Origin of the sequence: Candidatus Contubernalis alkalaceticus (assembly GCF_022558445.1) — a bacterium.
Taxonomy (GTDB): domain Bacteria; phylum Bacillota; class Dethiobacteria; order SKNC01; family SKNC01; genus Contubernalis; species Contubernalis alkaliaceticus.
This window is the reverse complement of the sequence record NZ_CP054699.1, coordinates 1,436,502-1,449,824: the sequence shown is the minus strand read 5'-3', so window position 1 is coordinate 1,449,824 and position 13,323 is coordinate 1,436,502. Positions and strand designations below refer to the sequence as shown.

Here is a 13,323-nt window from a genome sequence, read left to right as displayed (position 1 = left end):
AGCTCTTAGTCTAATTATTAACCGGTTTTCCTACTCTTCCCTCCAACCCAGCGATTCATCACCAGGCAGGCGGTTAAGTCTCCAGTTACGTTAATGGCTGTTCTACTCATATCCAATATTCTGTCCACTCCGATAATCAAAGCAATTCCACTGGCGGGTATTCCTACACTGGCCAGCACCGTGGATAAAATTACTATACCTACACCAGGAGTTGCCGGTGAACCGATGGAAGCACCCACGGTCATAACTACAATCAGCAGCAAAGAAGCCAGGCTTAAATTAACTTCAAACACCTGGGCTAAAAAAACAGCTGCCACCCCCTGATACAGTGCAGTACCATTCATGTTCACAGTGGCTCCCAGTGGTATTAAGAACTGGGAAATAGAAGGCCTGACCTTAAGTTTTTCTTCGGCAATCTTAATAGAAAGGGGCATAACCGCCGCTGAACTGGAAGTGGAAAAAGCCAGAAGCTGCACCTCTCTGATGTCTTCCAAAAATACCCAGGGGTTTTTACCTGATACCACCATTACTATAACCAAATAAACTAACATTAAAACTAACAGTCCACCCAATACTGTAGCCACGTACACCGCCATCCCCAGCAAAGCTCCTAACCCGGTGCTCATAGTGGTTTGAGCCAAAAGGCCAAATACCGCTACAGGAGCTAACAGCATGGCCCACTGCACTACGGTCATAGAAACCTCCTGGATAGAACTAAGCAGATCTAATAAAGGCTTAGACTGTTTCGCCGACAATGAAATTAACGCTAACCCGAATATTAAAGCAAACAACACCACCTGCAGCATCTGCTTTTCTACCATAGCGCTAAGGGGGTTCTGAGGAAGTATATCTGCTATAATATCGGGAACCTGAGTGAGAGCCGGAGTTTCTAACTCTTGCGTCTCCTGAGGAAGCTCAACCGGCTCTGCCACTGCCTCCAGAGCATTGCTGTCAATAAAATTCCCCGGTTGAATAACAAGCGCCAGGCTGAGTCCTATGAAGATGGCCAGAGTTGTAGTCACCACAAAATAAAATACCAGTTTTGATCCCATACTTTTTAACTGTTCCATATCCTCTGTTGAAGCAAGCCCTGTAATCACAGAAGCAAAAACCAATGGTACCACAATCATCTGAATTAGCCCTAAAAATATTTGACCAGGAAGAGCCAGCCAACTGCCTATAACTACAGCCACTTCCCTTTCCACCAGTCCTGTGGAGGGGCCCAAAAGAATCCCCACACCAACCCCCATAAACATAGCCAATAATATTTTCAACCAAAGTCTTCCCCTGGTCAATCCCTGAAGGTGATTTGCCAGGTCTTTCAGTGGTTTAGGTTTTAAAATTTCCAATGGATCCTTAAAAAATTTCAACACATCCTTTCAAAAAGATTACATAAAAAACAAGTTTTACTTATCATCTTTCTTGATTTTCCTGTTCCTCCTGAGGTAGAGAAGCTGAACACAAACCCTTTTGGGTTCTAAGCTCCTCAATCTTGTCTAAAGGTCTCTCCAACTGTCGGCGCCGGGTAGTAGATAAAACCTCGTAGTCTTTCTGCAGGTCAACAATTTTCCGTCCTAAGGATTCCAATTTTTTATGAAACTGGTCCCACTGTTTTTTAAAACTTCCGAAAAGGGATAATATCTCGTTGGAGGTCTCCTCCAGAGCAAAATTATCAACCGCCTGACGAATTACAGCTAGAACAGCAAACAAGGTTATGGGAGAACAGACAATAACCCGGTGACCCAAGGCAAAATCCAATATAGAGCCCTCCTGCTCATGAATAAAACTGTATATCTGGTCGTTAGGGATAAATAGCACTACATAATCCACAGTCTTTTGCTCAGGATTTATGTAATCTCTAGTAGTAATTTCCTTAATGCGATTTTTAACATCCCTCAAAAAATCATTTTTATATTTTAATTTTTCTTGATGGGACTTTGCCTCCAGGCAGCGCACATAGTTATCTAAAGAAAATTTAACATCCATGTTAAGCTTCAGGTTCTTGGGAAGTAAGAAGGTAAAATCAGGCCGAGTCCCTAAACCCTCAATATTCTTTTGCTTTACATAGTTGACATTTTCCATTAAACCGGCAGCCTTAAGTATGTCCTCTGCCATCCTTTCCCCCCACTGCCCCCGGGCCCTGGAATTGGAAAGGACTTCCCTGATCATACCGGTGGTCTGCAGTAATGCGGCAGTCTGTTCACCAGCGCTTTTTAACTGACTGGACAATTCCCCAAACTTCTTTTCCCTATCCTGCTCCAAATCCCTGACCAGACGGACAACATTATCAATTTCCAGGTTCATACGCTGAAGCTGTTGGTCTATCAAGCTTTTCCTGACATCAATTTCCCTGACACCCACTTCTCTCTCGGACTCCAAACAGGTTTTTGCCAGTTTCAAAAATTCTTCTGTAGATTTTGAAAGTGCATCCAAGGCCAGGTTCCCAAAATTTAGTTTAACACTTTCCAATACGGTTTCCATATTCTCCTGCTGCCGGGTCTCATTCTTTCTGTATAGTTCCTCAGCTATTTCCCGGGAGGCTTTCAGCTGATTCAGCTTCAATAAATAAGCGGTAAGAAACCCCAAAACAAAACCCACTGCCAGGACTACCGCTATAAAAAGCCAGTCCATCCGCCCACCTCCTCTCAATAAAATTACGATATGTGACTTTTAAATTACTCTATAAAATGTTCCTTTTTTACTGCTTGAGTCATAGCCTCATATCCGTATAAGCTGGGATGAACACCATCTACATGATAATCACTTTGAATCCCACCTGTTTCGGGATCCAATATAGACCTGTAAAAATCTATGATTTTTATTCCCCTCTCTTCCGCAAAAATACTCATACGTTCCCGATACAAGGCTAATATGTGTTCATAGGGTTTTTCATTTACGGGAGTGGGCAGGCCGATTATGGGCCTGATTTTAGCTTCTTCTGCATGGTTACACATTTTTATTATGTTTTCCCCCACAGTTCCCGGTGAAATATTGGAAAAAGCATCATTAACACCCCCCATAATAATTACGTGGGTAGGTTTATAGTGCACCACCGACTGAAAAAACCGATACAACATAAATGATGTAGTATCTCCGCAATCACCCTGGTTAATAATCTGCATATTCAAAATATCCCCAGCCATAGCTACCCAAGATTCCTGGGGAGAATAGGGAAAACCATAGGTTATGGAGTCTCCCAATGCAACTATTTTCATTTTTCCTTTGGACATAAAAAAAGCCTCCAGTAATTTTGTTTATATATATTGTAACATAATTATAAGAAAATTAGAACGTATGTTTTAATAATTGATATTTCACCTTCACTTTCAGTTAAAAAAAAGGGTCTTTAACCAAAAAGGATAATTAATAAAATCTGAAGAAATAATAAATATAAAAAGATAGTTATAGTAAACTACAGTTCATGAAGGAGGTTTTTATGAACGTTTCCTCAGGAGAAATTAACTTGCTTAAAAAAACTATTAAAAATTTACAGATAGAAATAAAGAAATATAAAAAATACCAGGAAGAAACTACTGACCCCGGCATACAAAATGCTTTTCACCAGATAACCACCGCCAAAATAGACCACTTAATCCTTATGAAAACTATCCTAAATAGAGTATCTAAAGGAGAGAAATAAATGGATGACATGGATCGTCTAATAGAATCCTTAAAAGATCTTAAATGTAATGCCGCCCAATACAGCAACCATGCTGCAGAATGCACTGCTTCTGAAATTAGAAATCTTTTTATTAGAGTATGGAAAGACTCTCAAGACCATGTCCTGCTTATTAAGTCCCTTTTACCGGAGGAATACAAAATCATGTAACATCTCTAGATTTATAGATTCTTGATGTTCTCTATCCTCTTCACCTCTATACTCTCTTTCTTCTTCCCCTTCCACATAATCCTCAACAGATTCATTATTACCCGGAAGATTGTCCACCGGAGCTTCTGCCTGAACCTGAGGACCTACATGGTAGATCACCGGGGAGGGCTTATAATAATCTCTAGACAATCTTTCCCGGTTAACTTCTTCTTCCCCTATATATACAATCCTCCAAACAGTCACACGGTAACCGGGTGACCCTGATTGAACTATTTTTTTTTCTCCTGACTTCAGCTGATTGTTAACCTCCGTTTTTATTTCCGGCTCAATCCTAACAACATCTGTCGTTTTAATTTCAACCCTTTGCTCCGAGACGGGATTTCCAAAAATCCGTATAACCAGTTTATTATCTTCCACCCTGGAAGAAATTAAAATATGATGAGAATGACTATTTTTAAACTTCAAATCTAAATAATCATAGGCAATGGTAGCATCTCTTCCCAGGGGAAGGTAACCTACTGCACGGCCGTGGTTAGTCCTTTCAATAATTTCCATATTACTCAGCAGTGCAGCATTGTATAATGTAGAAGATACCTGACATATTCCCCCACCAACTCCCTGCACAAACTGTCCACCAACAATAATGGGAGCCTCTTTAAATCCTCTTTCTGCCGTAGCATTACCCACTACCTGGTTAAATGAAAATACCTCCCCTGGTGCCATCATATAAAGATTAATAAATCCACTGGCCAATTTAATATTTTGATTTCTATTTTGATCATTTTGACTAAACACCGTATGAAAGTTAACCAACATTTGATTAATTCCTGTTTCTTCCAAAGTTTCGGTTGTGAGTTCCGGTTCAACTTCCTTACACATTATAGAAAATTCTATAGGAGCTTTTACTTCTCTTAATTCTTTTAAAGCATGATAAAAACACTCTTTGCTTTTCTCATTATCTAACTCAATACCGTTTTCCCCTGGGATAATAGATATTTCGTCCCCCTTTATATCAAAATCAGCATCTTTTGCTTCAATTTTTATTTTACCAGAAAGTTCTTGCAGTATAGAATCAATCTTTTGCTCATTTACTATAAAACATAGGGAAATATCTTTTCCTTCCCGTAAAACCTCCAGACGTTTTACTATGTTTTCATTAATATTTCCCTCACGACCTATTTGTAATGCTCTGTCAGATAGACATTGATAGTCAGGAATAATTCCCAGTGTCTCCAGACTATACTTTTCTACTTCCTTTGGATATTTAAACAATACCTCCTGCTGTTCAAAGCCTCGGGACTTTAAAGCTTCTTTGATTTCTTCAGCTTTTAATAGACCAACTGCTTCCTGCCCAATAGATACTCCTGGATATACTTTATTTAAAAAATATAGATAGTCACCTAATCCTATCAGCAAAATAACCAGCAGTATAATTCCTGCAGTTACAAGAACTTTTTTACCCATACAAGGCTCCTTTTTCCTTAAAAATTTCTTCTATCTTATATTTATAATTTTTTATAGTAATTTATAATTAAATTTTTAAATTTATTTTTATATTTTCTAGTATAATTCTCATAAATTTGACCATAATATAAATAAGCTTCACAACAAAGAAAGTTCTTTGTAAGCTGCTCTTACAAAAACCAAACAAATTGTTGTGAAGCTCATTTATTATCTTAGTAATTTATCTTTTTTTTTTAGGGTATAAGACCCCCACCTCTAAGCGTTAGCGTAGGTGAGGGTCTTAATCAGGTGGAGTAGGGTCTTTACCTGATTCCCCAATGTTTTGAGCTTGCTGAAACGAGTTCACTCAAATGAGAAAAAAACAAACCATTAACTTATTTATATTGGAAAAAAACCAGGCAGAACAAAAAAACGGTAAGGCAGCGATGATTCACTGTCCTACCGTTTTTTAGTTCTGCCTGGTTTTTAGGTATAAGACCCCCACCTCTAAGCGTTAGCGTAGGTGGGGGTCTTAATCAGGTGGATTAGAGTCTCCACCTGATTCCCCGATGTTTTGAGCTTGCTGAAACGGGTTCACTTTAGAATTCTAAAAATTTACTTATTCTTAAAAAATTAACTACAAGTTGATATGTCTGCATAGAAGGCTTTTAATTAAAATATAAAACAACTTGATAAGTTTGTTAATCTCCTTAACTTATAATATTGACAGCAGGATACCTGCTGCTACAGCGGAACCAATAACTCCGGCTACGTTTGGGCCCATAGCATGCATTAAAAGGTGATTGTTGGGATTGTATTCCCTTCCTACAGTTTGTGATACTCTGGCCGCCATGGGAACTGCGGAAACTCCAGCTGAACCAATCAGCGGATTTATTTTCCCACCGCTTAGCTTACACATAACTTTACCTAAAATTACCCCAGCTGCTGTTCCTATAGCAAACGCCACCAAACCTAAGCCAATAATCATCAGAGTTTCAACCCGTAAAAAAGCATCAGCGCTGGCTTTTGCCCCGACAGTTACACCTAAGAAAATAACAACTATATTATTCAGTTCATTTTGGGCGGTCTTGCTGAGACGATCCGTCACACCAGATTCTTTTAAGAGATTCCCGAACATCAACATTCCCACCAGGGGTATCGATGCAGGAATTACCAGCCCTGTTAACAATGTAACGATTATAGGAAATAAGATCTTTTCCCTACGGGAGACAGGACGAAGCTGTTCCATCACGATTTCTCTTTCTTTCGGCGTGGTAAGGGCTTTCATGATGGGCGGCTGTATGATAGGAACTAGAGCCATATAGGAATAGGCCGCTATGGCTACAGACCCTAAAAGTTCCGGAGCAAGGTTTGCTGTTAAATATATTGCCGTAGGACCGTCGGCCCCACCAATAATACCAATGGCTCCGGCTTCCCTGGCTGTAAAACCCAAAAGGGTAGCTCCTATCACCGTAGTAAAAATACCGAACTGGGCAGCTGCCCCTAATAAAAAAGTTTTAGGATTTGCAATCAATGGGCCAAAATCTGTCATTGCCCCAACTCCCAGGAAGATAAGCGGAGGGAATATCCCTAAATCTACCCCTTGAAAAAGATACCAAAATAGACCTCCCAACTGACCGTCAATGGGAGGAGCCATCAACCCTCCCAAGGGTAAGTTGACCAAAAACATACCAAAACCGATGGGCAGCAAAAGAAGCGGTTCGTATTTCTTTTCAATGGCCAGATAAATTAAAATGGCAGCAATGAAGACCATAATAAACTGCGTCAAAGTCATGTTCATGAAACCAGTACTATCAATGAACATAACTAGCTTGTCAATAAGCATGTTCTTTCCCCCTATTCTTAGCCGATGGTTAGGATTGTATCATTTACATCTACACTGGCTCCCTTATTAAAAGAGATAGAAAGTACCTTCCCCGAAACCGGTGCACTCAATTCGTTTTCCATCTTCATGGCCTCCAGAACAGCCACTATATCCCCCTCTTCTACCTGGTCTCCTACATTCACTTTTATATCTAATATTGCCCCGGGCATAGGGGCCGTTACCGGAGTACCTGCAGCAGAGGCAGAAGGGGCAGAAACAGTTTCCGTTTTTGCAGGTTGAGCCTGAGGTTCAACAGAAGGGACAGCAGTTTGAGCACTACCCCCAATTTCCTCTACTTCCACTTCGTAAGTTTGTCCGTTGACTGTAATCTTAAATTTTTTCATTAGTTAAATTTCCCTCCCGTAAGTAATTATCACATCTTAAAGACCCTGATAAAACCCATGGCGCCAAAGAATCTCCCCTCCGGATCTTTTTGACCCGCAGTTGATATCCCGGCCTTTCCAGATAAGCGCTGACTGCACTTGTAATAACAGCGATAATCTCCGGAGAAATCCCGGAGGCGGCAGCCTCCGTTTCCTTTAGTAACCCTTTAGGTTCTGTAGATATATCTTTTTTCTCCTGCTCCATTACCTTATCAGCGTGCCTGCTCTCTTTCCGGGCAGTATCATTTGTTAAAAACGTACCAAAGGCTTGGAATATAATATTTAACAAGAATAGAACCACTAAAACTACGGTGAAACCTAAAGCCATTAACTCTATACTAAACCATAAACCCTGCATAACGATTCCCTCCTATACCGGAAAATTCCCGTGTTTTTTAACAGGCATCTGCTTTCTTTTATTCCTAATAAATTCAAAAGCATAAATAATTTTAGCCCTGCTTTCTTCGGGAACAATTACATCATCGATTAGACCCTTTGCTGCAGCATCGTACGGTGCAACAAACTGATCTGTTTCTTCACTGGAGAGGGATAACAATCCGGCTAAAGCCTGAGAGGTCAACGCACCTATTTCCGCTGTAGGCCAGGCAAATACCTGGTCTATACCTAAAAACTTGCTCCCCATACTGACCCCGGCTGACCCGTAACATTTCCCGGTAATTACAGTAATTTTGGGGACTACCGATTCCGAATAAGCAAATATTAGCTTTGCTCCGTTCCTGATGATTCCCCTTTGTTCCTGGGTTACGGAGGGCAAAAATCCTGGTACGTCCACCAACGTAAGGATAGGCATGTTAAAAGCATCACAAAAACGAATAAAACTAGCTCCTTTTTGACAGGAATTTAAATCTAAAGCTCCAGACAATTCGCCGGGCTGATTAGCTAAAACTCCCACGCTCTGCCCACCTAACCGGATAAAACCCGTCACCAGATTATCTGCATAACCGGCCTGTACTTCAAAAAATGTAGATTGATCTGCTATCCCCTTTATCATGTCCTTTACATTGTACTCCCATTTACCCAAGGGCAGCACATCTTTCAGATCCGGCCCTATCCTGTTTAAATCATCTGCAGAGTCCATTAACGGTGGTTCTTCCATGTTATTTAGAGGAAGATATTGAAATAGATTCTTAACTTTGGGAAAAAGCTCCTCCTCTTTCTCAACCTGAAAGTGAGAAACTCCACTCTTTTGAGTTAAAACTCCTGCACCCCCAAGGTCCAAACCGGATACCTCTTCACCAGTTACCTCCTTAATAGCCTGGGGAGAATTAATAAAAACTTCTGTTTTTTGCTGAACACTGAAAACAAAATCACTCAGTCCAGCAATAAATCCCAGACCACCGGGGCACGGACCGGCTGCTACAGTAATTAAGGGAATAACCCCGGAATAAGTAGTATACCCTGAAAAAAGCTGACCGAAATCCTGTAATGCCCTAATATTATCCTCAACCTGTATCCCACTTCCGTCAAAAATCCCAATAAGGGGCGTGCCGGTACTTCCTGCCTGTTCTAACAGAGCAAGAATTTTTCTAACTCCCTGGCCTGATAATACACCCCCATTAGAAGAAGGACACTGAGAAAAAATAAATACAGGCCTTTCATCAATGGTGCCGGCACCGATTATAATTTCTTTACCCCAACCGCCTGAAGTTGTAACAAAAGTATTTAACTCCAAAAAACTATCTTGATCCAAGATATTTTCAATTCTTTTTCGTGACTCTGACCCTGCTTCAGCAATCCTTTCCCCTCGAGTATCTTCAAATAATTTTAATTTGCTTTCTACATCCATAAAGTACCACCTCTGCTTTCGATAATGAGTAAAAAAAATTATTGTTTTAATTTTATCTTTTTTTTAAAATAAATACAAGAATTATTGGAAATTATTTTTCCTGCAATTTGCTTAACCTTGTAATGACTCCTGCTGGTTTTTCCTCTTAATTTCCCTGGCCGCCTGCTCCAGTTTCTTTACATGGTACATAGAGACCGTCACCCTACCCAGTTGAGACCCCGTCCGGCTATCTATCCCGTGACAGTCAGACCCACCGGTGATTAAAAGTTTATTTTTCAAAGCCATTACCTCAAGTTTTTGAACCTCTTCTTCATTATGCTCCGGATGGAATACTTCTAAACCCTTTAGGCCTTCATTAATAATTTCATAAATGAGAGAATCGTTTTTTATTAAACCGGGATGAGCCAAAACAGGCACCCCTCCAGCTTTCAAGACCAGTTCAATTACCTCTTTGGGAAGAAGTTTATACCTTTCCACATAGGCCGGAGCATTGAACCCAATAAATCGTTCAAAAGCGTCCTTCACACTATTTACATAACCCTTTTGAGCCAGCACCCTGGCAATATGTGGCCTTCCCACAGAACCTTCCCTGGCCAGGTTTGACACCTCATCCAGGTTCACTTTACAGCCCAGACCATTTAATTTTTTAATAATATTCTTAACTCTTTTTTGTCTGGCTTTTCTTAAGTGCTCCAATAGAATCTGAAAATTCTCATTCTTTTGGTCAACAAAATATCCTAGTATGTGAATATCTTTATTTTTGTATTCTGTGCTCATTTCCACTCCAGGAATTACTTTAATTTTCAATTTTTCACCCTCTGCCAGGGCCTCAGATATGCCGCCCATGGTGTCATGATCAGTAATGGAAAGTACCTCTAAATTAATTTCTTTTGCTAACCTGACTGCTTCCTTAGGGCTTAAACAGCCGTCTGACACAGTGGTGTGAATGTGGAGATCAGCATCCATATTATTCCTCCATTTTATTTAAATATGAATATTTTCTATAAATTTTTTTGAAAAAAATTATAAAAATTCTCACCCATTATCTTTTCTACATCTCTTTTTTCATATCCCCTAATAAGCAATTGGCTTGTCAAATTATTCAAGCAGCTTACATCCTCCAGCCCTTCGGGAGTTTCATCAATTCCATCAAAATCCCCGCCCAGGCACAAATAATCTATTCCAACCAGGTTTGTTAAATAATCAATATGGTCTATAATACTATGAATCCCTGGATTATTAGAACCAATAAAGCCTGGATAAAAATTAATGCCCATAATACCACCCTTTTGGGCCAATGCTTTAATCTGCTCTTCTTTAAGATTCCGGACATGTGGAAACACAGAATTTGCATTGGAGTGACTGGCAATTACGGGACATTCAGAAAGCTCAATCACATCCCAAAAGCCTCCTTCAGACAGGTGAGAAACATCAATGATCATTTTTAAACTGTTCATTTCTTTAACTACCTCCCGCCCAAAGGTAGTAAGTCCACCACCGGACTGAGATTCCATAACCCCATCGGCCAGCTGATTCCGGTGGTTCCAGGTAAGAGTAAGTATACGGACACCTAAACGATATAAGAGTCTTAATATGTCCAGGCTTCCTTCCAAACACTCTCCCCCTTCAACCGCTAAAAGGGCAGCTATTTTGTTATGATTCAGTATGTTATCAATCTCCCCCTGTGAAGTGGCAAGTTCAATCTCTAAATTATTATTATCAAAAGCACTCATCAATAATTCATATAGTTGAAGGCACCTTTTTAAGGAGCGGTCCGGATGGTATAATTGCTCAACGAAAAGGGCAAAAACCTGAATGTTCATTCCCGTCTCCTTAAATCTGGGAATATCTACGTGACCCCTTTCATTTCTTTTACAAAAATCATATTGTTCTATGGGTAGAAGAAGGTTGTATACAGAATCACAATGACAATCGGCAATGATAGAATTTTCATGAATATCATTACTCATATTTTCAATTTCAGGAGTTATGTACAACATTACTACCTCCCCTTGAATAAATACATCTATTTTACTATATTCCTATCAATTTCAAAAGTCAACGAAGATATTAAAAAAACACCCGCGACCGGGTGTTTTTTTAATATCTAATTGGCTGCACCTACCTGGGTTCAATAATTAATTTCATGGCGGTTCTCTCTTCATTATCTATAATAATGTCCGTAAATGCCGGTATACAAATAAGGTCAATTCCGCTGGGTGCAACAAACCCTCTTGCTATGGCTACTGCTTTAACTGCCTGATTTAAGGCACCTGCTCCAATAGCCTGGATTTCCGCGGCGCCCCGCTCTCTCAAAACCCCTGCTAATGCCCCGGCAACTGAATTTGGATTGGACTTTGCTGAAACTTTTAATACATCCACTCAATATGACATCCTTATCTTGATAATTTTATTATGTTTTCTAATTTATTAATAGATGTATACCCTAGATACATATTCTATATGACTGATATATTCTCCTGCCAAGGGTAATAAAATTAAGTTAGAATTTTCAAACACTATGCTGGTCAAATATCCTGGTTATCTCCTTCGCCCTGCCGGATTCAGCATCAATCTCAATTACCACTGCATTGAACTGAGCCTTTTCCCCCCGGGCAACTTCAAACCTTACCGGCAGTTGAGTAATGAACTTGTCAATCACCAAATCCCGGTCAACTCCGATAATACTGTCGTAGGGACCGGTCATCCCTACATCGCTAATAAACGCTGTATGGTCATTTATAATTCTTTCATCAGCCGTCTGTACATGGGTATGGGTTCCCAGCACAGCACTTGCCCTGCCCTCTAAGAAATAAGCCAGGGCAATCTTTTCTGATGTAGCTTCGGCATGAATATCTACTATTATAATAGGAGTAATCTTTAGCATTTCAGAAATTTCTTTTTCTACAGTACGAAAAGGACAATCCAGGGGAAGTAAAAACACTCTTCCCAATACATTAATTATACCAATAGAAATATTTTTCACCTTTACAATTCTAGAACCCACCCCCGGTGTCCCTTGAGGATAATTGGCGGGTCTAACAATTTTATCCTCCTGATCTATAAAATTATAAATATCCTTATTATCCCAGGTGTGATTCCCCATAGTTAAAAAATCAACCCCATAAGAATAAAGCTGGGCTGCTACTTTTTTGGTGATACCTGTTCCACCAGCGGCATTTTCACCATTTGCTATAGTAAAATCAATACAATAATTCTCCTTTACTTTTTCAAGCATATCTCTTACACACTGCCGGCCAATTCTTCCAACTATATCGCCAATCATCAATACTCTCAAAAATAACCCTCCTGATATTATTTGTATAGTTTAAAAACGGACTCATAAAGAGCAGGCCGCCAACTGCAGCCTGATCAATTTAATATATTCTATTCATAGCCTACCGGTATAGTTTTTATGCTTGTCTTATTTATCAAAAATAAATACTTTTCCTTTTTGACGAAAAGCAAAAATATTTTCCTGCTTAGATGATGAATAATTAATAGTCAAATGCTTAATTAGCTCTTCATGCCTGTCCAAGTCTTCCTTAAACTCATTTAAGTTTTCTGAACCCTCAGAGATTAGTAGATGTTCAAAATAATTCTTTGTTACCGAATTTACAATATGTACTTCTTCCAGAGATATAGTCTTTAATTTTCGAATAATTTCAATTAAAGTTAAACCATTATAGTCTGTTTTGTTAACCGATGTTTCCACAGGTTTTTTTAAAATTAGGTCATCATATGTGGAAAGATTGGACAATACTACTTCCTTAAATAGAAAAAAATCTTTCTCTGATAGAGCCTTGTTTACCATATAAGAAAATTTAAACTTGTGTTTATTAACATGAAAGTTTAATGCAAATATTTCAGGAAAATGAATCAATACAGAAACCAGCCAGTTTACGCTGAGTGATTCCTGTCTATTTGTCTTTTCTTTATCCCCCATGAAATGTACCACATCCCCTATTAAAATATG

At 39.4% G+C, this 13,323-nt stretch carries 15 protein-coding genes; 2 read left to right on the top strand and 13 right to left on the bottom strand.

The annotated features are described in order from the left end of the window. Positions 1-17: 17 nt before the first annotated feature. The 3 genes from HUE98_RS07075 to HUE98_RS07065 are packed head-to-tail and all read right to left on the bottom strand — an operon-like array spanning position 18 to position 3,230. On the bottom strand, positions 18-1,370 hold the full coding sequence (locus HUE98_RS07075) for a dicarboxylate/amino acid:cation symporter (RefSeq protein ID WP_241423146.1): 1,353 nt from the start codon (positions 1,368-1,370) through the stop codon (positions 18-20). A gap of 43 nt (positions 1,371-1,413) precedes the next feature. Continuing rightward, a complete protein-coding gene (locus tag HUE98_RS07070) occupies positions 1,414-2,631 on the bottom strand; it encodes a DNA recombination protein RmuC (protein WP_241423145.1) in 1,218 nt (405 codons plus the stop codon). 44 nt (positions 2,632-2,675) lie between these two features. Further along, complete coding sequence (locus HUE98_RS07065) at positions 2,676-3,230, bottom strand: GDSL-type esterase/lipase family protein (RefSeq protein WP_241423144.1); 555 nt, start codon at positions 3,228-3,230, stop codon at positions 2,676-2,678. 206 nt (positions 3,231-3,436) lie between these two features. On the opposite strand from HUE98_RS07065, the gene HUE98_RS07060 reads away from it, so the two are divergent. Beyond that, entirely contained in the window at positions 3,437-3,640 is a 204-nt protein-coding gene (locus HUE98_RS07060; protein WP_241423143.1) for a hypothetical protein, read from the top strand. Further along, positions 3,641-3,829: a hypothetical protein gene (locus tag HUE98_RS07055; RefSeq protein WP_241423142.1), complete on the top strand. Its 189-nt coding sequence runs from the start codon at positions 3,641-3,643 to the stop codon at positions 3,827-3,829. Here the strand turns inward: HUE98_RS07055 and HUE98_RS07050 are convergent. From HUE98_RS07050 to HUE98_RS07005, 10 genes are all read right to left on the bottom strand, one after another. Beyond that, positions 3,803-5,293: a VanW family protein gene (locus HUE98_RS07050; RefSeq protein ID WP_241423141.1), complete on the bottom strand. Its 1,491-nt coding sequence runs from the start codon at positions 5,291-5,293 to the stop codon at positions 3,803-3,805. The genes HUE98_RS07055 and HUE98_RS07050 overlap by 27 nt on opposite strands. A gap of 694 nt (positions 5,294-5,987) precedes the next feature. Next, complete coding sequence (locus HUE98_RS07045) at positions 5,988-7,118, bottom strand: sodium ion-translocating decarboxylase subunit beta (protein WP_241423140.1); 1,131 nt, start codon at positions 7,116-7,118, stop codon at positions 5,988-5,990. Positions 7,119-7,135: 17 nt separating this feature from the next. Further along, positions 7,136-7,501, bottom strand: a complete 366-nt coding sequence (locus HUE98_RS07040) for a biotin/lipoyl-containing protein (protein WP_241423139.1) — start codon at positions 7,499-7,501, stop codon at positions 7,136-7,138. Beyond that, positions 7,488-7,898, bottom strand: coding sequence for an OadG family protein (locus tag HUE98_RS07035; protein WP_241423138.1), 411 nt, complete (start codon positions 7,896-7,898; stop codon positions 7,488-7,490). The genes HUE98_RS07040 and HUE98_RS07035 overlap by 14 nt, the downstream gene beginning before the upstream one ends. 12 nt (positions 7,899-7,910) lie before the next feature. After that, a complete protein-coding gene (locus tag HUE98_RS07030) occupies positions 7,911-9,347 on the bottom strand; it encodes an acyl-CoA carboxylase subunit beta (protein WP_241423137.1) in 1,437 nt (478 codons plus the stop codon). Between the two features lie 111 nt (positions 9,348-9,458). Continuing rightward, a complete protein-coding gene (locus HUE98_RS07025) occupies positions 9,459-10,313 on the bottom strand; it encodes a PHP domain-containing protein (RefSeq protein ID WP_241423136.1) in 855 nt (284 codons plus the stop codon). 35 nt (positions 10,314-10,348) lie between these two features. Further along, positions 10,349-11,347, bottom strand: coding sequence for a dipeptidase (locus tag HUE98_RS07020; protein WP_241423135.1), 999 nt, complete (start codon positions 11,345-11,347; stop codon positions 10,349-10,351). A gap of 121 nt (positions 11,348-11,468) precedes the next feature. Further along, positions 11,469-11,729 carry a stage V sporulation protein S gene (locus HUE98_RS07015; protein WP_241423134.1) on the bottom strand — a complete coding sequence of 87 codons (261 nt, stop codon included), beginning with the start codon at positions 11,727-11,729 and terminating at the stop codon, positions 11,469-11,471. 130 nt (positions 11,730-11,859) lie between these two features. After that, positions 11,860-12,645, bottom strand: a complete 786-nt coding sequence (locus HUE98_RS07010) for a TIGR00282 family metallophosphoesterase (protein ID WP_241423133.1) — start codon at positions 12,643-12,645, stop codon at positions 11,860-11,862. Positions 12,646-12,771: 126 nt separating this feature from the next. Further along, positions 12,772-13,293 (bottom strand): hypothetical protein, encoded by a 522-nt coding sequence (locus tag HUE98_RS07005; protein WP_241423132.1) that lies wholly within the window; start codon positions 13,291-13,293, stop codon positions 12,772-12,774. Positions 13,294-13,323: the final 30 nt, after the last annotated feature.